The organism is Rhodobacter sp. TJ_12, from assembly GCF_020023995.1.
Taxonomy (GTDB): domain Bacteria; phylum Pseudomonadota; class Alphaproteobacteria; order Rhodobacterales; family Rhodobacteraceae; genus Rhodobacter.
On the sequence record NZ_NRRD01000002.1, the window covers coordinates 123,880 to 146,219 of the forward strand.

Genomic DNA, 22,340 nt, shown 5'->3' on the forward strand with positions numbered 1-22,340 from the left:
AATGGAATACGATGCTTTCGTGGTCGGTGGCGGCCCTTCGGGATCGACGGCGGCTTGGGATTTGGCCCGCGCGGGTCATAAGGTGGCGCTGCTTGACCGGGCTGGTCGGATCAAACCCTGTGGCGGTGCGATCCCGCCGCGTCTGATCCGTGATTTTGATATTCCCGATCACCTGCTGGTAGCGAAAATCACCTCGGCGCGGATGGTCGCCCCCTCGGCCCGTTTTGTCGATATTCCGATTGAGAACGGCTTTGTCGGCATGGTCGACCGCGAGGATTATGACGAATGGCTGCGCGAACGCGCGCGGCAAGCGGGCGCTGATCGGCTGACCGGGACTTGGCTGCGCATTGAACGCGAAACCGGCAAGACCGTTGTGGTTTACCGCGACAAGGAAAGCGGCGAAGAGAAAAAGGTCACGGCCCGCATCGTGATCGGCGCCGATGGCGCGAATTCGCAGGTGCGCAACGAAGTGCCCGCGACCAAAATCCCGCTGGTTTTTGCTTATCACGAGATCATCGCGGCACCGACGAATGTGGCGAATTATGACCCGACGCGTTGCGACGTTTATTATGATGGCCGCATCAGCCCCGATTTTTATGGCTGGGTGTTCCCGCATGGGAAAACCGCCTCAATCGGGATGGGCACCGAACTGGATGACGTCGATCTGAAGAAATGCACCGCGCTTTTGCGCGAGATGTCCGGCCTTGATAAGGAAGAGACGATCCGCAAAGAGGGCGCGCCGATCCCGCTGCAACCGCTTGATTGCTGGGACAACGGCAAAGACGTTGTGCTGGCGGGCGATGCGGCGGGCGTTGTGGCCCCGTCTTCGGGCGAGGGGATCTATTACGCCCATGCAGGTGGGCGCGTTGCGGCCGAGGCCGCGATGGCGTTTTTGAAAACCGGCAAGGCGAAAGAGCTGCAACAGGCGCGGGCGAAGTTCATGAAAGAACATGGCACCGTCTTTAAAGTGCTGCGTTCGATGCAAGATGCCTATTATCATTCGGACGAGCGGCGCGAGCGGTTCGTGTCGCTGTGCCATGATGTCGACGTGCAGCGCATGACCTTTGAAAGCTACATGAACAAGAAGCTCACCTCGTTCCGTCCGCTGGCGCATATCAAGATCGGCTTCAAGAACCTGGCCCACCTGTCGGGGCTGGTGTCGCCGAAATGGGTGTAACCATGGATGAGACCATGATCCCGACCTGGGTCGATGGTGTTCTGACCCCGGTGGAAAAGATGGAGGCGCATCGCAAGGGGCTGCGGCACTTGGCGATTTCCGCCTTTGTCACGCGCGGCGACAAGGTGCTGTTGCAGCAACGCGCGCTGAGCAAATATCACACGCCGGGTCTTTGGGCGAACACTTGCTGCACCCATCCCTATTGGGGCGAAGATGCCGCCACCTGCACCGCGCGGCGGCTCGATCAAGAGCTGGGGCTGCGCGGGCTCGATCTGCGCCATGTCGGGCAGGTGGAATATCGCGCCGATGTGGCCAATGACATGATCGAGCATGAGGTGGTGGAGATTTTCACCGCCGAAGCGCCCGAAGGGGTGGAGCCGCTGCCGAACCCCGATGAGGTGGAAACCACCGAATGGGTGCCGATTGACGAGATCGCAGCGCGGATTGCAGCAAACCCGGAGCGCTATACGCCCTGGCTGCGGATTTATATCGAAAAGCACCGCGAAATGATCTTCGCGCCCGCCGAGGCTTGAGCCTGTTTCGCCCCGCTGGCGCGGGGCGACCCGCCGGGGGCTGCACCCCCGGACCCCCGGTTTGAATGCGACCGGACCGCCTAGAGCGTCATATGGCGCACCCGCGCGCCCCATTCGATTGCCACGGCATGCAACCGGTCGAGCGCAAGCTCGGCACGGATTTCTTCGAGCATGCGCAACTCGGGCTGGTGCAAAATCCCGTCCGCCGCCGCCACGTCACAGGCCAGCGCATAGGCGGTTTCAAAATACTTTTCGGGCAAGCCATCGCGCACGAGGCCAAAGAGCGCCTCTAGTCCTTCTTCTTCTTCAAACAGCGCATAGACCGTTTGCGCCACGATGCGGATACGATCAATGTCGTAATCGGCAAAGATCGGCATGTGGTTCACCATCCGCTCGATGGCGACCAGTTCCGAGGTGCGGATCGCGGAGTCGGAGACCGAAACCGCCACCATCACGGCGACGAGCGCATCTTGGGGTGAAAGCGAGGGAAGAGTGTCGGTCACGGGTGTTGATCCTTATGCTGTGTCCCCAAGGATTATTGACCTTCGCGCGCCCGTTCAATAGTGCAAGCGCGAGGCGCATGGGGCGCCTGTGTGAGGATTGACCATGACCACCCTGCGCGATGCTGCGATGAACTCCAAAGCCTGGCCTTTTGAGGAAGCGCGCCGGGTGCTTAAACGCTATGAAAAGGAACCGCCCAAGAAGGGCTTTGTTCTGTTTGAAACGGGTTATGGCCCGTCGGGGCTGCCGCATATTGGCACCTTTGGCGAGGTGCAGCGCACCACGATGATCCGCCGCGCGTTTGAGATGATCTCGGATATTCCGACCAAACTTTTGTGCTTTTCCGACGATATGGACGGGATGCGCAAAGTGCCGGAAAACGTGCCGCAGCAGGATTTGCTGAAAGCCAATATCCAAAAGCCGCTGACGGCTGTGCCGGACCCGTTTGGCGAGTTTGACAGCTTTGGCAACCACAACAATGCGATGCTGCGCCGGTTTTTGGATACCTTCGGGTTCGACTATGAATTCGCAAGCGCGACCGATTACTACAAATCGGGCAAGTTCGATGAGATGCTGATGCTGTGCGCGGAGCGTTATGAGCAGATCATGGCGATCATGCTTAAAAGCTTGCGCGAAGAACGCCAGCAGACTTATTCGTGCTTCTTGCCGATCCACCCGGAAACGGGGCGCGTTCTGTACGTGCCGATGAAGAACGTCGATGCGAAAAACGGCGAGATCACCTTTGACGATGAAGAGGGGCGCGAATGGACGCTGCCCGTCACCGGCGGCAATGTGAAGCTGCAATGGAAGCCCGATTTCGGCATGCGCTGGGCCGCGCTTGATGTCGATTTTGAGATGTATGGCAAAGATCACTCGACCAACACGCCGATTTACGATGGCATTTGCCGCGTGCTTGGGGGCCGTGCGCCGGAGCATTTCACCTATGAGCTGTTCCTTGACGACCAAGGCCAGAAGATTTCCAAGTCGAAAGGCAATGGGCTGACGATCGACGAATGGCTGACCTATGCGGCGACGGAAAGCCTTGGCTATTTCATGTATCAAAAGCCGAAAACGGCGAAGCGGCTGTGGTGGGATGTGATCCCGAAAGCGGTGGATGAATACCACCAGCAACTCCGCGCCTTCCCGACGCAAGAGGTGGCCAAGCAAATCGACAACCCGGTTTGGCACATTCACAACGGCCAGCCGCCGGAGTCGAATATGGTGGTGCCCTTTGCGATGCTGCTTAACCTTGCCTCGGTGGCGGGGGCGACGGATAAGGCGGGGCTGTGGGGCTTTATCAAGCGCTATGCGCCCGAAGCCAGCCCCGAAACCCACCCCGATCTGGATGCCGCCGCAGGCTATGCGGTGCGCTATTTCCAAGATTTTGTCGCGCCGACGCTGACCTTCCGGCTGCCCAATGACCAAGAACGCGCCGCGATGGAAGACCTGCTTGCACGGCTTGAGGCGCTGCCCGCGACCGATCTGCATGAGCAGTTCGAAGACCCGGCCGATGCGCTGCAGACCATGGTTTTTGCCGTGGGCAAAGACCATGCGTTTGAGCCGCTGCGCAATTGGTTCACCGCGCTTTACGAGGTGTTGTTGGGCCAATCGCAAGGGCCGCGTTTTGGCGGTTTCATCGCGCTTTACGGGGTAAGCGAAACCATCGCGCTGATGCGCCGTGCCTTGGCCGGAGAGCTTGCGACCAAGGGCTGATCAGCCCTAGGCCCCCGGCGCGGCGGTTTCGGCGCGCCACAAATCAAACCACTTGCCCCAACGCGCGGCCACGGCCTCGGGCGGTTCGGCAAAGAGCCGCGCGCCCAAGGCGAACGCCTGCGTTTCCAGCATTTGCTTGCGCGCGGTGATGGCCGCGCCCAAGGCGGCAGCCTCTTTCTGAGAGAGCGGGCCGGGCAGGGTGGCCTCCAGCGCGCATAGGTCGTGATGTTGGCCGAGCGCTTCGCCAAGCGCGTCGGCGGCACTGGCGCGGGCAAGCATCATTTCGGGCCAAATCTCGCGCAAAAGCCGTGCGTGATACCAATGGAGCTTCACCCGCGACCGCCAAGCATGCAGGTTTTCCGCGGTGGGCTTTTTGCGTGCGGCTTTCATACGTTTTTGCGCCTGATGCAGGCTGCATGCCAGCCCCGGCCCCAAAAGATCCCAGTCTTCAGCTGCGAATTGCCACTGCGGGACGCGGGCATGCACCGCTTCGATCTGTGCGCCAAAGTGGGCGACGGCCTGCGGGTCGGGCTGGGTGATCGGGGCCGGCAGCGCCGCGCCCAATTTGCGCGCGGCCTGACCGGCTGGGCCTTCCCCCAGAAAAAAGGCCAGCGTCACATGCAGCACCTCGGCATCGCGCAGGCCAGAGATGCCCGCCGCCGCATCGCGCAGGGCTTTGTTTTCAAGATCAAAATCGTCAAAGGCCGGGGCCGTCAGCCGCAAAAGGCCCCGGGTTTTCTTGACGTGTTTGCGCAGCCGATGCAGCGGCGAAGCGGCAGGGTTGGTGGTGCGCGCGCGCTTGGCCGCCATCGTCAGTTCGGTGCAAGCGATGTGTCGGATCGTTTCTGACACGGGGCGGGGCGCGGGTTTGAAAACGAAGGCCATGAACCAGTCCTGATGTGTTTGGCGCGAAACCATCATGGTTTTGTGACGCATGGGTGACAGGGGGCGGGCCGGGCGCAATCGCCGCAGGCGGTGGGGCGCGGGCAGATTGGGCGGCGCACGCTGGGCTTAGGCCTTGTTCAACCCGGCGCGCTAATCCTGTTCGGGCCGGGGCATGCGGTCGCGGCAAAATCCCGAAACAGATCTGGCCTCGGGGTCAGCGCGTGGCGTTGTGCGGCACGCGCCGGGGGGGCGTCTGCGTCGGTTTGGGCGGTCGAATGAGAGGACAGGCGGATGAATATCGCGATTACCGATGGGGTGGCGCTTACCCCGGCCCCTTTTGAAGACGGGCTTGACCAATGGTCGCGCGAGGATGGCACGGCCGGATCGGCCACCTATGATGGCGCGGCCAATGCGGCGCTGGTGCCTGCGGATGCCGATTTTGGCGCCTGCCTTGAGATGACCAAGACCCAAAGCACGCAAAAGCTGCGCTACATGGGGCAGACACCGATCCTGCCCGGGGTCTATTTGCGGGTCACGGCGCGGGTGAAGGCGGTGTCGGGGAACCTGTGTTCCGTACGGATTGCAGGCCATGCGATGAGTGGGGCCGATACCCATGTCAGCGGGCTGGTTGAGGTGGGGCCGAGCGTCGATCTGACCGAATATGGGCGGATCGAGACAGTGCGCGCGATCATCGGTTCCGGCGCGCGCGGCGGGGTGGATATGGGCTGGGGCACTGCGCCCGCTTATGGACATTTCGGACTGGACCTGACCGGGCAGAATGGCGGCGTGGTGCGGATCGAGGATCTGGTGATCGAGGATGTCACCGATGCTTTCTTGCGAGAGATGATGGATTGGGTCGATGTGCGCGATTTCGGCGCCGTGGGCGATGGGCTCACCAATGACCGGGCGGCCTTTGCCGCGGCGGATGCGGCGGCGCAGGGGCGCGCGATCTTGGTGCCGGAGGGGCGCTATTACATCGGCTCTTCGATCCTGATCAACGCCCCGGTGCGCTTTACGGGCACGCTTGTAATGCCGGTGGCGGCGCGGCTGGCGCTGGCGGGCAGTTTCGATTTTCCTACCTATGCGCAGGCCTTTGGGGATGAAGAGCTGGCTTTGAAAAAGGGCCTTCAGGCGCTTTTGGGCTATACCGATCACAACAGTTTCGACTTGTGCGGGCGGCGCATCGAGTTGAGCGCGCCGATTGATGTGGCGGCGATTTGCCCCGATGTCAGCAGTTTTGCCAACCGCCGCGTGCTGACCAATGGTCAGATCAATGTGATTGATGGCCCCGCGTGGAACGACACGGTCGTGACCGCGCAGGCCAGCTATAATGCCGGGCAACCCTATGTGCTGAGCGGGGTCGGCAATATCGCCAATGTGCCGGTGGGGGCGCTGATCTCCGGCAGCGGGGTGGGGCGCGAGGTCTATGTGCGCGCCAAGAATGTGGGGGCGGGCACGATCACCCTGTCGCAGCCGCTTTACGGGGGTTCGGGCACGCGGATGCTGACCTTCCGGCGGTTTCGCTATATTTTCGATTTTTCGGGGCTGGCGTCACTGTCGCGCTTTACGCTCGATAACATCGAGTTTTTGTGCAACGGCGCGGCGAGCGTGGTCAACCTTGCGCCGAGCGGCGAAAATTTTCACATGCATGATTGCTGGGTGATGCGGCCCAAGGACCGGGTCATCACCTCGACCGGGCGGGGGTGTCAGAACCTGACGGTGGATCGGTGCAACTTCCTGTCGAATGAAATGACGACCCCGGCGCAGGACCGCAGCAGCGTATGCCTGAACGTCAACGCGAATGATGCGAAAATCCGCGAAACGGTTTGCGTGCGCTTTGGTCTGACGATGATCTTCAATGGCTCGGGCCATCTGATCGTGGGCAATCACTGGTTTCAGGGCGATGACGAAAGCCATGCCACGCGGCTGCCGGGGCTCGTTTTTGCGCAGACCAATGTGCAATCGGCGGTGACGGGCAATTACATCGACGACAATATCATCGAATGGACCAATGAATACGACCCGACCCCGGATTTTGGCACCGGTTATTCTTTTGGCGGGCTGACGGTGACGGGCAACACCTTCGTGCATATCAACTGCGCCAATTGGGTGACGTGGTTTTCGGTCAAACCCTATGGGGCGGGGCATTTCGTGCATGGGATGAGTGTGACGGGCAATGTGTTCAAATCGCTGAATGGGGCGATTGATCGGATCGAAAAGGTCGATACGACCTTTGCCACGCTCAACTACGGGCGGATGCGCAACATCGTCTTTGAAAACAACATGTTCAATGCGGTGAACCAGATCACGGTGAATCCGGTTTTCGTGCAGACCACAGCGGCCAGTGCGCAAGCGGTCTGGACGGTGAATGCGGCGGCGTTTTTGCCCTTTGGCGGCTGGGCGCGCAATGTGGAAAGCTTGGTGGCGGTGGGGCCGGTGACCAATGCATCGGGCGCGCGGGTGACGGCGATGCCCTATGTGCATATTGAACAGGGGGCGAACCGCGATCGGGTCACCGTGCACTGGCCCGAAGCCGCCAAGGGGCGGATCAATACGGTGATCCGCATGGATACGCCGAACTAGGCGAAGCGTGGCTCGCGCAAGCGTGAGCCACACCGCGCTTGACAAGGGCCGGGGCAGGGCGTTTCGTCGCGCCATCCTGAACGAAAGCCAGTGCCATGCCGCTCACCCGTCTGCCTGAAAAGGCCGGGGTCGAACCCCTGTTGCCGATGTCGATCACCGCCTTCGCAGAGGGCTACGGGCCGGACGCGCTGCGCAAGGATATCGTCGCGGGGTTGACTGTGGCGATTGTGGCGCTGCCGCTTTCAATGGCAATTGCCATCGCCTCGGGCGTGGGGCCCGAGCGGGGGCTGTTCACGGCGATTGTTGGCGGCGCGCTGATCTCGGCGCTGGGTGGGTCGCGGTTTCAGATCGGCGGTCCGGCGGGGGCGTTTATCGTTTTGGTGTTGGCCTGCGTGACACAAACCGGTGTGGCGGGGCTGGTGCTGGCCACCTTCCTTTCTGGGATCATGCTGGCCGTGCTTGGGCTTTTGCGGCTGGGGCAAACGATCCGTTACATGCCTTATCCGGTGACCGTGGGCTTTACCGCGGGCATTGGGGTGATCATCTTTGCCAGCCAGATCAAAGACATGATGGGTTTGACGCTGGCAGGCGGCGAACCCGGCCCGATCTTGGAGAAACTGGCTGCGCTGTGGGCGGCGCGTGACACGGTGACCCCGGCGGCGATTGGCGTGGCTTTGGCCACCGTGGTGGTGATTGAGGCACTGAAGCGTTTCGCGCCGCGCCTGCCCAGCCTGCTGTTGGGCATCGCGCTGGTGACCACAGTGGCCGCGCTGCTGCATTTGCCGGTGGAGACCATCGGTTCGCGCTTTGGCGCCTTGCCCCGGTTTTTGCCCGCGCCCAGCTTGCCCGCGTTCGATCTTTCCGCAGTGCAGGCCGCTTTGCCTTGGGCGCTAAGCTTCACGCTTTTGGGTGCGATTGAATCTTTGCTGTCGGCGATTGTGGCCGATGGCATGTCGGGCACGCAGCATCGGTCCAACACCGAATTGGTGGCGCAGGGTGTCGCCAATATGGGCGCGGCGCTGTTTGGCGGTTTTTGTGTGACCGGCACGATTGCGCGCACCGCCACCAATGTGCGCGCGGGCGCGCACGGGCCGGCAGCGGGGATTTTTCATGCGCTGTTCATTCTGGTCTTCATGCTGATTGCCGCGCCCTTGGCGGGGTATATTCCGCTGGCGGCCTTGGCGGGGCTGTTGGGGATTGTCGCGTGGAACATGATCGAGCGCCATGAGATGGCCGCCTTGATGCGAGCTTCGCGCGGGGATGCGCTTGTCTTGATCGTGACTTTTCTGGTGGTGACCTTCCGTGATCTGGCCGAGGGCATCGTGATCGGGTTCGCGCTGGGCGGGCTGGTGTTTATCCGCCGCATGGCCGAACAGACCCGTCTGGCCGAGGGGGCGACCCATGCCCGAGACCCCGACAGCCAGCGCCCCGACGTGGTCACCTATCACCTGCGCGGGGCGGTGTTCTTTGGCTCGGTCGCGCGGCTTGGCTCGGTGCTTGATCACATCGTCAATCACCCGCGCGCGATCTTGTTGGACATGTCCGAGGTTGGCTTTGTCGACAGCACCGGGGCGCGGATGATCTTGCAACTGGCGCAGAAGATGACGCGCAAGGGCGGGCGGCTGATCGTTGTCGGCGCGGCGCCGGGGCTGGAAGAGACGATGCGCGCGCAAGGGCTGGAAGAGCCCGCTTTAGGCTATTGTGCCGATGCCGCTGCGGCCTTGGCCACCCTAGGCGATTAGGCCCGAATCACCCCCGAATCTTTGAAAAACTTGGCCCCCTGTCGGCTTTGGCGCGGCGGGGGCTGTGACGTGCTGTCTGGCAGGCCCGGAATGCCGCAATGCAGCGGTTGCGCTATCGGGTTGGGGCCTCGGCGCCGGGCCCTATGGCAAAGGGTTGAAAGACAATGCCAAATCCCGGCGCGTTTTCAGGAAATTTACAAAATTAGCGCAGCGACAGTCAATTAATTTACAGAAAAGTTCAATGCAAATATGGGGTTACTTCGATGCTGACAATTGGTTTACAGTGTCTTTGGGGTAGAACGCCGCAGGCAACGTCTTGCGGCAGACGGCGGCCGCAGGCCGCAGACTTCTTGGGAGGATAGGCCATGAACACTCAGACGCAGCCCGTTGCCGCGCCCGAAATGCGCGAAGTTCCGGCGGGCTTCGAAAACGCCCATGCGGACCAGCAAAAATATCTGGAGATGTATCGGGAATCGATCGAGAACCCGGATGCCTTCTGGGGCCGCGAAGGTAAGCGTCTGGATTGGATGACGCCTTATACCACGGTCAAGAACACCGATTTCACCTTTGGCAAAGTGTCGATCAAGTGGTTCGAAGATGGTGTGCTGAACGCCTCGGTGAACTGTGTCGACCGCCACTTGAAAGATCGCTCGCTGCAAACCGCGATCATCTTTGAACCCGACGATCCGAATGAGCCCGCCCAGCACATCACCTATAAAGAGCTGTCCGAGAAGGTGAACCGGATGGCCAACGTGCTGTTGTCGCAAGGCATCATGCGCGGCGACCGGGTGGTGATCTACCTGCCGATGATCCCCGAAGCGGCTTACGCAATGCTGGCCTGTGCGCGGATCGGCGCGATCCATTCGATCGTTTTCGCGGGCTTCTCGCCCGATGCGCTGGCGAACCGGATCAACGATTGTAACGCCAAACTGGTGATTACCGCCGACACCGCCCCGCGTGGCGGGCGCCGCACGCCGCTGAAGGCCAATACCGATGCCGCGCTTCTGCACTGCTCGGATAAAGTGCGCTGCTTGGTGGTGAAACGCACCAATGACCAAATTTCGTGGGTGCATGGCCGCGATGTGGATCTGCTTTATCTGATGGATCACGTTTCGCCCGAATGCCCGCCGCGCCCGATGAACGCCGAAGACCCGCTGTTCATCCTTTATACCTCGGGCTCGACCGGCAAGCCGAAGGGCGTGGTGCACACGACCGGCGGTTACCTTGTCTATGCCGCGATGACCCACCAATACACCTTCGATTATCATGATGGGGACGTGTTCTGGTGCACCGCCGATGTGGGCTGGGTGACCGGGCACAGCTATATCATCTACGGCCCGCTGGCCAACGGCGCGACCACGGTGATGTTCGAAGGCGTGCCGACCTATCCTGACCCGGGCCGGTTCTGGGCCGTGTGTGAAAAGCACAAGGTCAACCAGTTCTACACCGCGCCGACCGCGATCCGCGCGCTGATGGGCCAAGGCCCGGAATGGGTTGAGAAATATGACCTTTCCAGCATCAAGGTGCTGGGCTCGGTGGGCGAACCGATCAACCCCGAGGCTTGGGCGTGGTATGATACCTATGTCGGCAAGGGCAAATGCCCGATCGTTGACACGTTCTGGCAGACCGAAACCGGCGGCCATATGATCACCCCGCTGCCGGGCGCGACGCCGACCAAGCCGGGCTCTGCCTCGAACCCGTTCTTCGGTGTGAAGCCGGTGGTTTTGGACCCGCAAACCGCCGTTCGCATTGGCGAAGTGGAATGCGAAGGCGTGCTGTGCATCTCGGACAGCTGGCCGGGGCAGATGCGCACCGTTTGGGGCGACCATGACCGGTTCCAAGAAACCTACTTCGGGCAATATCGCGGCTATTACTTCACCGGCGACGGCTGCCGCCGCGACAAAGACGGCTACTACTGGATCACTGGCCGCGTCGATGACGTGATCAACGTTTCGGGCCACCGGATGGGCACTGCCGAGGTCGAAAGCGCGCTGGTGGCGCACCAGAAAGTGGCCGAGGCCGCCGTGGTGGGCTATCCGCATGACATCAAGGGGCAGGGCATCTATGCCTATGTCACGCTGATGAACGGCGTCGAGCCGAGCGATGAGCTGCGCAAAGATCTGGTGAAATGGGTCCGCACCGAAATCGGCCCGATTGCCAGCCCCGACCTGATCCAATGGGCCCCGGGCCTGCCGAAGACCCGTTCGGGCAAGATCATGCGCCGCATCCTGCGCAAGATCGCCGAGAACGACTATGGCTCGCTTGGCGATATTTCCACCTTGGCCGAGCCGGGCGTGGTGCAAGAGCTGATCGACAACCGCATGAACCGGGGCTGAGCCGGTGGACGCGCAAGCGACCACCAAGCCCGCCGTGCTGATCTTGCTCGGGCCTCCGGGCGCGGGCAAGGGCACGCAGGCGCGGATGCTGGAACAGCGCTTTGGCCTGATCCAGCTGTCCACCGGGGATCTGTTGCGCGCAGCAGTGGCTGCGGGCACGCCTGCGGGCCTTGCCGCGAAAGCGGTGATGGAAGCGGGCGGTTTGGTCTCTGATGAGATTGTGCTGGCGATCCTGAAGGACCGCATGGCCCAGCCCGATGTGAAGGCGGGTGTGATCTTGGATGGCTTTCCCCGCACCGCGGGGCAGGCTGCCGCGCTGGACGGTCTTTTGGCCGAGGCCGGGCAAGGCGTCACTGCCGCCATCAGCCTAGAGGTCGATGACGCGGCTATGATCGCGCGCGTCGCGGGCCGCTTCACCTGCGCCGATTGCGGCGAAGGCTATCATGATGAATTCAAGCTGCCTGTGGAGGCGGGCACTTGTGACAAATGCGGCGGCACGGCGTTCAAACGCCGCGCTGACGATACTGCCGAGACGGCGCGTGCCAGGTTGGAGGCCTACCACGCGCAGACGGCGCCGCTGATCGCCCATTATCGGGGGCTTGGCGTTTTGGAGACGGTCGATGCGATGGACAGTATCGCGGCGGTTGCCTCCGAGCTTGGGTCGATCGTGACACGCGTCTCGGCCTGATGGGGAGGGACGGGCTCCGGGAGGGGGCCCGTCTGGAGATAAAAACAGGGAGTAACGCTCATGGCGGACAATTCTTCGTCCAATGCCTATTGGAAAGCGAACATCCAGACGATCCTGGTCTTTCTGGTGATCTGGTTCGTCTGCTCGTTCGGCTTTGGCATCTTGCTGCGCCCGATGCTGGCTGGCATCGGCGTCGGTGGCACAGACCTTGGTTTCTGGTTCGCCCAGCAAGGCTCGATCATCGTGTTTCTCGTGCTGATCTTCGCTTACGCGTTCCGCATGAACAAACTCGACCGTGAACACGGCGTCGATGAGTAAGGGAGGCAGTCAATAATGGATCAATTCGTTCTCAACATCATCGTTGTGGGCGCGACCTTCGCGCTTTACATCGGGATCGCGATTTGGGCCCGCGCGGGCTCGACCGCGGAATTTTATGCCGCCGGCCAAGGGGTTCACCCGGTGCTGAACGGTATGGCCACCGGCGCGGACTGGATGTCGGCCGCCTCTTTCATCTCGATGGCCGGTCTGATCGCCTTTGGCGGCTATGACACCTCGGTCTATCTGATGGGCTGGACCGGCGGCTATGTGCTGCTGGCGATGCTGCTTGCGCCTTATCTGCGCAAATTCGGCAAGTTCACCGTTCCGGAATTCATCGGCGACCGCTTCTATAGCAACGTCGCGCGGACCGTGGCCGTGATCTGCCTGATCACCGCGTCGCTGACCTATGTGATCGGTCAGATGACCGGTGTGGGCGTGGCCTTTTCGCGCTTCTTGGAAGTGTCGAACACGGCGGGTCTGTTCATCGGTGCGGCGATCGTCTTCATGTATGCCGTTTTGGGCGGCATGAAGGGCATCACCTACACGCAGGTGGCGCAATATGTCGTGCTGATCATCGCCTATACGATCCCGGCGGTGTTCATCTCGCTCAACCTCACCGGCAATCCGATCCCGGCGCTGGGTCTGTTCTCGAACGACGTTTCGACCGGTGCGCCGATCCTGTCGACGCTTGAGGGCCTTGTCACCGATCTGGGCTTCAAATCCTATCTTGAACAGTCCGATACCACGTTGAACATGTTCCTGTTCACCGTCTCGCTGATGATCGGGACCGCGGGTCTGCCCCACGTGATCGTGCGCTTCTTCACCGTGCCGAAAGTGGCCGATGCGCGCACCTCGGCGGGTTGGGCGCTGGTCTTCATCGCGCTGCTTTACCTGACGGCTCCGGCTGTGGGCGCGATGGCGCGCATGAACCTGATCAACACCTTCTACCCGAACGGGATCGAAGGTCAGGCGCTGTCGATGGCGGAAATCGAAGCGGGCGAAGATGCCTCGGGTGCGGATCTTGAATGGGTCAACAACTGGGCGAAAACCGGCCTGCTGGCGTTTGACGACAAAAACGGCGACGGCTTGATCACCTATGTCGGCGATGCCGAAGCCAACGAGTTGACCGTGAACCGCGACATCATCGTGCTGGCCAACCCGGAAATCGCCCGTCTGCCGGGCTGGGTGATCGCGCTGGTGGCCGCCGGTGGTCTTGCCGCCGCTCTGTCGACCGCTGCGGGTCTGTTGATGGCCATTTCCTCGGCCGTGTCGCACGACCTCATCAAAGGGCAGATCAACCCGAACATCTCCGAAAAGGGCGAACTCATGGCCGCCCGGATCGCGATGGCGGTGGCGATCGCTGTGGCCACCTATCTTGGCCTCAACCCTCCGGGCTTCGCGGCGCAGACCGTGGCTTTGGCCTTCGGCCTTGCCGCTGCCTCGATCTTCCCGGCGCTGATGATGGGCATCTTCTCGAAGACGGTGAACAACACCGGGGCCGTGGCGGGGATGCTCGCCGGTCTGATCACGACCGTGCTCTACATCTTCTTGCACAAAGGCTGGTTCTTCATCGCGGGCACCAACACCTTCACCGATGCGGACCCGATGATCCTGTCGATCAAATCGACCTCGTTCGGCGCGATTGGCGCGGCGATCAACTTCGCGGTGGCCTTCATGGTCTCGTCGATCACCAAGCCGGTTCCGGCCAATGTGGTCGAACTGGTGGAATCGATCCGCGTGCCGAAAGGTGCGGGCGCGGCCACCGGTCACTAACACCCAAGGCGGGCGGGGGCTTCCCCGCCCGCATCCCCGCCCGCGACGCGGTGCGGCACGATCATTCTCACAAGAGGAGCTGTCATGGAAACCGATCGTCAGGCCATCATCGCCTTTCTTGAAACGGTCCATCCCTATGACACCCTGCCGCGTGACGAGCTGGTTGACGTGGCCAGTTCCTTCCGCCGCATGGAATTCCGCCCCGAGGCGCTGATCTACGTCTACCAAACGCCGATTGGCGGGCTTTACCTGATCAAGCAAGGCGCGGTCGAAATCACCGATGGCAATGGCGGGCTGGTTTCGCTGCTTGGTCCGCGCAATTCCTTTGGCGAGCGCGGCATCATGCGCGACGGTCTGGCCGCGACGCAGGCCAAGGCGACCGAGCCGACGGTGTGCCTTGTGCTCCCCACCCCGACCTTCTTGCGGCTGATCGAGACCTATCCCTCGTTCGAGCGGTTCTTCAACCGCAAGCGCGGCGAAAAGGTCTCTAATGACATTGCCACGCAAAAGGTGGCCGATCTGATTGCCCGCAAGCCTTTGTCTTGCCCGCCCGACACAACGGTTGTGAGCGCGGCACAGATGATGCGTGATGCGCATGTCTCTTCGCTTGGTGTTGTGGGCGCGGGCGACAAGCTGCACGGGATCATCACCGTGCGGGACCTTGCCAACAAGGTTCTGGCCGAGGAAATGCCGGGGACGACCCCGGTCGATCAGGTGATGACGCCCGATCCGGTCAGTCTGCCGCCCACGGCTTTGGGCTCTGACATCCTGCATATCATGCTGGAACGCCGGATCGGCCATTTGCCGATCACCGAAGACGGGCGCTTTGTCGGCATGATCACGCAAACCGATCTGACGCGGTTCCAAGCGGTGTCGTCGGCGGTGCTGATCCGCGATGTGGTCAGCGCAGATACTGTGGCGGAAATGGCCGCCGTCACCGCGCGCATTCCGCAATTGCTGACCCAATTGGTCGGCGGCCATCACAGCCATGAGGTCGTTACCCGGCTGATTACAGATATTGCCGATGCGGTCACCCGCCGCCTTTTGGTGATGGCTGAACGCGAATTGGGCGCACCGCCGGTGCCCTATCTGTGGCTTGCCTGCGGCAGCCAAGGGCGGCAGGAACAAACCGGCGTGTCGGACCAAGACAATTGCCTGATCGTCGATGATGCCGCCACAGAAGAGGATATGGAATATTTCCGTGCGCTGGCGAAGATCGTCTGCGATGGGTTGAACGCCTGCGGCTATGTTTATTGCCCGGGCGATATGATGGCGACGAACCCGCGCTGGTGCCAGCCCGCGCGCGTCTGGCGCGACTATTTCGCGGGCTGGGTCAACACCCCCAACCCCGAAGCGCAAATGCTGGCCTCGGTGATGTTTGACCTGCGCCCCATCGGCGGCGGCGGCATTGCCATGTTCGAAGCGATTCACGCCGAAACGCTCAATATGGCTGCGAAGAATTCGATCTTCGTGGCGCATATGATTTCCAACTCGCTCAAGCATACGCCGCCCTTGGGGCTTATTCGCGGCTTTGCCACGATCCGCTCGGGCGAGCATCGCAACCACATCGATCTGAAGATGAATGGCGTTGTGCCGGTGGCCGATCTGGCGCGGATCTATGCGCTGCAAGGCAAGTTGCCCGAGGCGAACACCCGCGCCCGGCTGAAAGCGGCGGAAGAGCGGGGGGTGATTTCGGCCTCGGGGGCGCGCGATCTGATCGAGGCCTATGATCTGATTGCGACGATGCGGCTGGAAAACCAAGCCACGCTGATCAAATCGGGCCGCGCGCCCGACAATTTCCTTGCCCCGTCGGATCTGAGCGATTTCGAGCGCGCGCATTTGCGCGATGCCTTTGTCGTGGTGCGCACGATGCAATCGGCGGCGGGCCACAACAAGGCGGTGGTAAGCTAAGATGACCAACGATTTCATCATCATGATCGCCGCGGGCGCGTTTGCGGGGCTCGTGGCCTTTTTGCTGCGCCACTCGGCCCGCAAGCTTTTGCGGCTTGATCTGCCGAAATGGCTGATGCCTGCGGCGGCGGGTCTTGCCATGCTCGGCGTCACGATCTGGGGCGAATACCACTGGTTCACACAGGCACGCGGCGGTCTGCCGGCGGGGGCGGTGGTGTTGCAAAGCAATGCCGAAGCCACGCCTTGGCGCCCGTGGAGCTATCTCTGGCCGGTGACGAACCGCTTTGTGGCGCTTGATACTGCCAATCGCGCCCAGCCCGCCGAAGGCGTGGTGGTGGCGAACCTGTATTTGGTGGCGCGCTGGCAGCCGGTCCAGCCTGTCACCGTTGCGTATGATTGCACCGGCCATCGCCAAGCCATTCTGGGAGGAGAGGCGGCGGTGAACGCGGATGGGTCTTTGACGGCGGGCAAATGGCTGCCCGCGCCGATGCCCGACGCGGGGTTGAATGCCGCCTGCACGGGAGGATGAGATGGCAGACGGGGGGAGAAAACGGCGCGTTTTGATTGTCGAGGATGAAGACAATATCGCGATCGCGCTGGACTATCTGATGAGCCGCGAAGGGTTTGAGCACGACCGGATCGCATCGGGTCGGGGCGCGCTGGAACGCATTCGCACCGAACAGCCCGATCTGGTGCTTTTGGATGTGATGCTGCCCGAGGTGTCGGGCTATGAAATCTGCCAAGAGGTGCGCGCCGATACCGGCCTGTCGGATGTGAAAATCCTGATGATGACGGCGCGCGGCTCAGCGATGGAGCGGCGCAAGGGGCTTGCCCTGGGCGCCGATGGCTTCATTGCCAAACCTTTTGAACTCAAGGAATTGCGCGACGAGGTGCACAGGCTTTTGGACGCCGAGGGGGCCTAGATGAACCTTGCCCGCCTTAGCCTGCGTTTGCGCATTTTCCTGTTCTTCGCGGCACTGGCGCTGGGCAATATCGCGGCGTTGGTGGCGGGGCTGGTATTTGGCTTTGAAAAGCTGGGCGCGCCCGAGGCATTGGATGGTTTCGTGATCGGTGGTGTGGTGGCCGGGTTCGCCATCACCGGATTGATCACTGGCGTGTGGTTTTTGTTCGATGAAAACGTGGCCAAACCGATCGAGCGGTTGGCGGGCGGCATTCGGGCGCGCACCCATGCGCAGGTGGACACCGATCTGGATTTGTTCGCGGGGCGCTACTTGGGCGATCTGGCCCCGGCGGCGGCGGCGATCACCCAGCATCTGAATGCAACGCGTTCCGCGCTGACCGAATCCGTGCAGCGCGAAACCACCCGGCTGGCGCAGGAAAAAGAACGGCTGGAAACTTTGCTTAGCGATGTGCCGGTGGGGGTGCTTTTGTGCACAGCGGACCATCAGCTTGTGTTCTATAACGGGCAGGCGACCGATCTTTTGGGCGGCGCGCATGCCCCGGGGCTGGACCGGCGGGTGTTCGACTATTTGCATCGTGCGCCGATCCGCCATGCCTATGAACGGCTTTTGGAAACCGATGACCCGGATGCGGCCTCGGATCTTTTGTGCGCCACCGTGGCCGATGGCAAAACGCTGGCCGCGCGGATGCGGCTGATTTCCGAAGGCGAAGATCACCATGTCACGCGCCGCGCGGGCTATGTGCTGACCTTGCGCGATGTCTCGGCCGATATGCGCGCCCATGCCAGCCGTGAAGCACTGATGGACGAGCTTTTCGACCGTATTCGGCGCCCGGCGGCGGCGCTGCAATCGCTGACCGGGGTGTTGATCGCCGATGATGGGCCGGCTGAACCCGAAGCGCGGGCGCAATTGCGCAACGCGGCACGGGCCGAGGCGGCGAACCTTGGCGCGGCGATCCACACGTTGTTTGAACGCCACGAGACGATGCGCGCCGATTGGTGGCCGCTGGCGATGATCCGCGCTTCTGATCTGGGCGAGGCGGTGCGTGCGCGCGTCGCGGCGCAGGGCGGGGAAGATGTGATGGCGGTGACCGCGCCCTTGATGCTGCGGCTTGAAGGGTTCGAGATGGTCTCGCTTTGGGCGATGCTGGTGGCGCGTTTGGGGCCGGAGCGGCGCGACAAACGCCTTGAGATCATCGAAGAAGGCGCGGGCGCGCTGATCGCGCTTGAATGGCGCGGGGCGCAGGTGCCGATTTCCGATCTGGAAAGCTGGCTGGATGATCCGCTGGAAGTGGGCATGGATGACGTGACCGGGCGGCGGGTGATTGCCGCCCATGCCTCTGAAATCTGGCCAGAAAATCTGGGCGAGGGGCGCGGGCGCATCTGTCTGCCGCTGCGCGAGGCGCGGCGCGTGTCCAAGCGCCCGCCGCCGGTGCCGCGCGCGGTGGTTTATGATTTCGACCTGCTCGGCCGCGCGCGCGACGGCGAAATAGCCCAGACCCCGTTGGAAAACATCAATTTCGTGGTCTTCGACACCGAAACCACCGGGCTTTTGCCAAGCGAAGGCGATGAGATCGTGCAAATCGCGGCGGTGCGGATCGTCAACGGCCGCCGGGTCGAGACCGAGGTATTTGATACGCTGGTCAATCCGGGCCGGCGTATCCCCGAAATGTCGACCGCCGTGCATGGGATTTCGGATGCAATGGTGGCCGAGGCGCCCGACATTATCGAAGTGGGGCGGCGGTTTCACAAATTCGCCGAAGGCGCGGTGCTGATCGCGCATAACGCGCCCTTCGACATGGAATTTCTGCGCCGCAAGGAAGCCGCGATTGGGCTGCGTTTTGACAATCCGGTGTTGGATACGGTCTTGCTGTCCGCCGTCGTTTTTGGACAATCCGAGGTGCATAGTCTGGATGCGTTAACGCATCGGCTGGGCATCACCATCCCCGAAGAGGCGCGCCATACCGCGATTGGCGATACCGTCGCCACGGCGGATGCGTTTTTGAAGCTGCTGCCCGCGCTGAAATCGCGGGGGCTTGTCACCTTTGGCGATGTGGTGGCCGAGGTGCGCAAACACGGCCGCCTGCTCAAGGATCTGAACGGCTAAGATCTGAACGGCTGGGGCGTTTGGCTTACAGCCAGCGGCCGCGGCCCGTGCCCACGGCCTCTGACAGGGTCGCAAAACCGTCTTGCGCCAAAAGCTGATCCAGCCCGCGCGCAATTTCGGCGGCAAGGCTGAGCCCCTGATAGACCATCGCGGAATAGATCTGCACAGCACAGGCGCCCGCGCGGATCTTTTCATAGGCGTCTGCGGCAGAGGAAATCCCGCCCACGCCCACCAGCGGCAGTTTTCCGGCGGTCAACCGGGACAGCTGCGCCAACACGCGGGTAGACTTTTCGAACAACGGTGCGCCCGAAAGCCCGCCTTGCTGGCCGGAATTTGCACTTTTCAAACCTTCGCGCGACAGCGTGGTGTTTGTGGCAATGATCCCGTCGATCCCGGTGGACAAGGCCACCTCGGCCACGTCTTCCAACTCTGCCGGGCTCAGATCGGGGGCGATTTTCAAAAACACCGGGATCGGTTTGGCCAGCCCCGCGCGGGCGTCCAAAACGCCTGACAAAAGCGCCGCCAGCGCCGCCTTGCCCTGAAGGTCGCGCAGCTTTTCGGTGTTGGGGGAGCTGACATTGACCGTGGCAAAATCGATCTGCGGCCCGGCTTGGCTGAGCACGGTGGCGAAATCGGCGGCCCGGTCGGCGCTGTCTTTGTTCGCGCCAAGGTTCAGCCCAACGGGAATACCGGCGGGCCGTTTGGCCAGCCGCGCGGTGATCGGGTGCATGCCTTCATTGTTGAAGCCAAAGCGGTTGATGACGCCGCGATCTTCGGGCAAGCGCCACAGGCGCGGACGCGGGTTGCCCTCTTGCGGGCGCGGGGTGGCGGCACCCACTTCTAAAAAACCAAAGCCCGCGCGCATCAGCGCGGGCAGCGCGACGGCATTCTTGTCAAAGCCAGCGGCCAGCCCCACCGGGTTGGGCAGATCCAGTCCCGCAAGATTGGTGGCAAGGCGCGCGCTGCTGACCGGGCCGGGCAGGGGCACCACCCCCAGGCGCAACGCCCCCAGCGCCAGCCCATGCGCGGTTTCGGGGTCAATGCGGTGCAGAAGCTTCAGCCCCAGCGTTTCGGTGATGTTCATACCAGTGCCTCGGGGAAGATATGGCCCGAGACACCCAGCGGAAGCGCGGTGTCCCACACCACGTCATCCCGGCGCAAGGTCCTGTAAAGATGGGGGAAAAGCGCACCGCCGCGCGACACTTCCCATTTCAGCGCCGCGCCCAAAGGTTCGGCCGCCGCCGCGACCAACACCAGATCGCTTTCCTCGGCGAAATGTTTGGCGGCGGTTTCCACCACCTGCGCGGCGGTCGAAAAATGGATGAACCCATCGGCCAAATCAATCGGCGCGCCGGCGGTCTCTCCGGTGCGGCACAGCGCATCCCATTCGGGGCGGCGGAAGATCTTATAGATCAGCATGCGCATTTCATGGACCCTGCCTTGAAAATCGTCAATCCCGCCCGCGCATCGACGGCCAAAGATGTCCGCCGCAATCGGTTTTTGACAGGCGTGCGGCTTCGCGCCACAGTTGAGCCGTTCAAACCCCGGAGGATTGCATGACCGCCCGACTGTTGATGAGCGCGGCCGCGCTGGCGCTGCTGGCTGGCACTGCGCAGGCCGATTACACGCTGCATGTGTTGCACACCAATGACCTGCACAGCCGTATTGAGTCGATCAACAAATATGACAGCACCTGTTCGGCGGAAGATGAGACCGCGGGCAAATGCTTTGGCGGTATTGCGCGGGTCGCGGCGAAGGTGGCCGAGATGCGGGCAGACCTTGCGGGTGAGAATGTGATCGTGCTGGATGCGGGCGATCAGTTCCAAGGCTCGATGTTCTACACGACCTATAAGGGCAAGGACACGGCCGAGTTCATGAGCGCAATCGGCTATGATGCGATGGCGGTGGGCAACCACGAATTTGACGATGGGCCAGAGGTTTTGGCGGCCTTTGTCGATGCGGTCCCGTTCCCGCTGGTCTCGGGCAATCTGGATCTGAGCCAATCGGATCTGTTGAAAGAGCGCATCCACGGCACGGTGGTGCTGGAGGTCGGCGGCGAGAAGATCGGCATCATCTCGGCGCTCGCGACCGATACGGTGGAAACCTCTTCGCCGGGGCCGAATGTGCTTTTTCAAGATGAGATCGAAAGCCTGCGCGCCGATGTGGCTGCGCTTGAGGCCGAGGGGGTGACGAAAATCATCGCCATCCCGCATACGGGCTTTGTGAAAGACCAAGAGATTGCCGCCGCCGTGCCGGGGCTTGATGCGGTGATCGGCGGGCATAGCCATACGCTGTTTGGCGAGGGCGGCGAAGCCTACCCGACGATGGTGGGCGATGTGCCGGTGGTGTCGGCCTATGCCTATTCGAAATACCTTGGCCATTTGGTGCTGACCTTTGACGATGCAGGCCATCTGAAATCGGCCACGGGCGCACCGATTTTGCTTGATGCGTCGGTGACGCCGGACCCGGTTTTGGCGGCGCGGGTGGCCGAACTGGCCGTGCCGATTGCCGAGGTGCGCGAGGAAGTGGTGGCCGAGGCTGCCGCCGCGATTGAGGGCGCGCGCGAGGTCTGCCGTGCGGGCGAATGCGCGATGGGCAATCTTGCGGCCGATGCGATGCTTGACCGGGTGAAGGATCAAGGCATTTCGATTGCGGTGCAAAATGGCGGCGGGCTGCGCGCCTCGATCGACGCGGGGCCGGTGACGATGGGCGAGGTTTATAGCGTTTTGCCGTTCCAAAACACGCTTTCGACCTTTGAGGCGAAGGGATCGGTGATTTTGGCCGCGCTGGAAAACGGCGTGAGCGAGATTGAAGAGGGAGGCGGGCGTTTCCCGCAAGTGGCCGGGCTGAAATACAGCTTTGACCCCGCCGCCCCCGCAGGCAGCCGCGTCAGCGATGTGAGGGTGGGCGCGGGCGAGGCTTGGGCGCCGCTTGACCCCGCGGCCACCTATGGCGTGGTGACCAACAACTTCCTGCGCGGCGGTGGCGACGGCTACAAAATGTTCGCGACCGAGGGGATGAACGCCTATGACTTTGGCCCGGATTTGGCCGATGTCACCGCCGACTATTTGGCCGCCCATGCGCCCTATACGCCCTATACCGATGGGCGCATCACCCAGAAATGAGCTTTGCCAAAGGCTTGAAGCGCGGGGGC

18 protein-coding genes are annotated in these 22,340 nt (G+C 62.1%); 14 read left to right on the plus strand and 4 right to left on the minus strand.

All coding sequences use genetic code 11. The features are described from left to right. The first annotated feature begins 1 nt into the window (after position 1). Complete coding sequence (locus CKO11_RS02775) at positions 2 to 1,177, plus strand: geranylgeranyl diphosphate reductase (protein ID WP_223632623.1); 1,176 nt, start codon at positions 2 to 4, stop codon at positions 1,175 to 1,177. A 2-nt stretch (positions 1,178 to 1,179) separates the two neighbouring features. Beyond that, entirely contained in the window at positions 1,180 to 1,710 is a 531-nt protein-coding gene (gene idi, locus CKO11_RS02780) for an isopentenyl-diphosphate Delta-isomerase (RefSeq protein WP_223632625.1), read from the plus strand. An 80-nt stretch (positions 1,711 to 1,790) separates the two neighbouring features. On the opposite strand, the gene CKO11_RS02785 is transcribed toward idi, so the two are convergent. Continuing rightward, positions 1,791 to 2,213: a tellurite resistance TerB family protein gene (locus tag CKO11_RS02785; protein WP_223632627.1), complete on the minus strand. Its 423-nt coding sequence runs from the start codon at positions 2,211 to 2,213 to the stop codon at positions 1,791 to 1,793. Positions 2,214 to 2,316: 103 nt separating this feature from the next. Between CKO11_RS02785 and CKO11_RS02790 the strand changes: the two genes are divergently transcribed. Beyond that, entirely contained in the window at positions 2,317 to 3,924 is a 1,608-nt protein-coding gene (locus CKO11_RS02790; RefSeq protein WP_223632629.1) for a lysine--tRNA ligase, read from the plus strand. Positions 3,925 to 3,930: 6 nt separating this feature from the next. Here the strand turns inward: CKO11_RS02790 and CKO11_RS02795 are convergent, their stop codons facing one another. After that, positions 3,931 to 4,809, minus strand: coding sequence for a CHAD domain-containing protein (locus CKO11_RS02795; protein ID WP_223632631.1), 879 nt, complete (start codon positions 4,807 to 4,809; stop codon positions 3,931 to 3,933). A gap of 291 nt (positions 4,810 to 5,100) precedes the next feature. On the opposite strand from CKO11_RS02795, the gene CKO11_RS02800 reads away from it, so the two are divergent. From CKO11_RS02800 to CKO11_RS02845, 10 genes are all read left to right on the plus strand, one after another. Beyond that, on the plus strand, positions 5,101 to 7,392 hold the full coding sequence (locus tag CKO11_RS02800; RefSeq protein ID WP_223632633.1) for a glycosyl hydrolase family 28-related protein: 2,292 nt from the start codon (positions 5,101 to 5,103) through the stop codon (positions 7,390 to 7,392). Between the two features lie 95 nt (positions 7,393 to 7,487). Further along, positions 7,488 to 9,134: a SulP family inorganic anion transporter gene (locus CKO11_RS02805; protein WP_223632634.1), complete on the plus strand. Its 1,647-nt coding sequence runs from the start codon at positions 7,488 to 7,490 to the stop codon at positions 9,132 to 9,134. 365 nt (positions 9,135 to 9,499) lie between these two features. Continuing rightward, the gene (acs, locus tag CKO11_RS02810; protein WP_411741982.1) at positions 9,500 to 11,470 is read left to right on the plus strand and encodes an acetate--CoA ligase; all 1,971 of its coding nucleotides are present in this window, start codon (positions 9,500 to 9,502) and stop codon (positions 11,468 to 11,470) included. A gap of 4 nt (positions 11,471 to 11,474) precedes the next feature. After that, positions 11,475 to 12,158: an adenylate kinase gene (locus CKO11_RS02815; protein WP_223632635.1), complete on the plus strand. Its 684-nt coding sequence runs from the start codon at positions 11,475 to 11,477 to the stop codon at positions 12,156 to 12,158. Positions 12,159 to 12,218: 60 nt separating this feature from the next. Further along, positions 12,219 to 12,476 carry a DUF4212 domain-containing protein gene (locus CKO11_RS02820; protein ID WP_223632636.1) on the plus strand — a complete coding sequence of 86 codons (258 nt, stop codon included), beginning with the start codon at positions 12,219 to 12,221 and terminating at the stop codon, positions 12,474 to 12,476. 15 nt (positions 12,477 to 12,491) lie between these two features. Continuing rightward, complete coding sequence (locus CKO11_RS02825) at positions 12,492 to 14,249, plus strand: sodium:solute symporter family protein (protein ID WP_223632637.1); 1,758 nt, start codon at positions 12,492 to 12,494, stop codon at positions 14,247 to 14,249. Positions 14,250 to 14,333: 84 nt separating this feature from the next. Further along, complete coding sequence (locus tag CKO11_RS02830) at positions 14,334 to 16,160, plus strand: DUF294 nucleotidyltransferase-like domain-containing protein (protein WP_223632638.1); 1,827 nt, start codon at positions 14,334 to 14,336, stop codon at positions 16,158 to 16,160. 1 nt (position 16,161) lies between these two features. Further along, positions 16,162 to 16,689 carry a hypothetical protein gene (locus CKO11_RS02835; RefSeq protein ID WP_223632639.1) on the plus strand — a complete coding sequence of 176 codons (528 nt, stop codon included), beginning with the start codon at positions 16,162 to 16,164 and terminating at the stop codon, positions 16,687 to 16,689. Position 16,690: 1 nt separating this feature from the next. Then, on the plus strand, positions 16,691 to 17,083 hold the full coding sequence (locus CKO11_RS02840) for a response regulator transcription factor (RefSeq protein ID WP_223632640.1): 393 nt from the start codon (positions 16,691 to 16,693) through the stop codon (positions 17,081 to 17,083). Further along, on the plus strand, positions 17,084 to 19,186 hold the full coding sequence (locus CKO11_RS02845; RefSeq protein WP_223632641.1) for an exonuclease domain-containing protein: 2,103 nt from the start codon (positions 17,084 to 17,086) through the stop codon (positions 19,184 to 19,186). A gap of 25 nt (positions 19,187 to 19,211) precedes the next feature. Here the strand turns inward: CKO11_RS02845 and CKO11_RS02850 are convergent, their stop codons facing one another. Further along, entirely contained in the window at positions 19,212 to 20,270 is a 1,059-nt protein-coding gene (locus CKO11_RS02850; RefSeq protein ID WP_223632642.1) for a quinone-dependent dihydroorotate dehydrogenase, read from the minus strand. Continuing rightward, complete coding sequence (locus CKO11_RS02855; protein WP_223632643.1) at positions 20,267 to 20,605, minus strand: DUF952 domain-containing protein; 339 nt, start codon at positions 20,603 to 20,605, stop codon at positions 20,267 to 20,269. Before CKO11_RS02855 ends, CKO11_RS02850 begins: the two co-directional genes overlap by 4 nt. Before the next feature lie 137 nt (positions 20,606 to 20,742). On the opposite strand from CKO11_RS02855, the gene CKO11_RS02860 reads away from it, so the two are divergent. Beyond that, the gene (locus CKO11_RS02860) at positions 20,743 to 22,311 is read left to right on the plus strand and encodes a bifunctional metallophosphatase/5'-nucleotidase (protein WP_223632645.1); all 1,569 of its coding nucleotides are present in this window, start codon (positions 20,743 to 20,745) and stop codon (positions 22,309 to 22,311) included. The last annotated feature ends 29 nt before the right edge of the window (positions 22,312 to 22,340 follow it).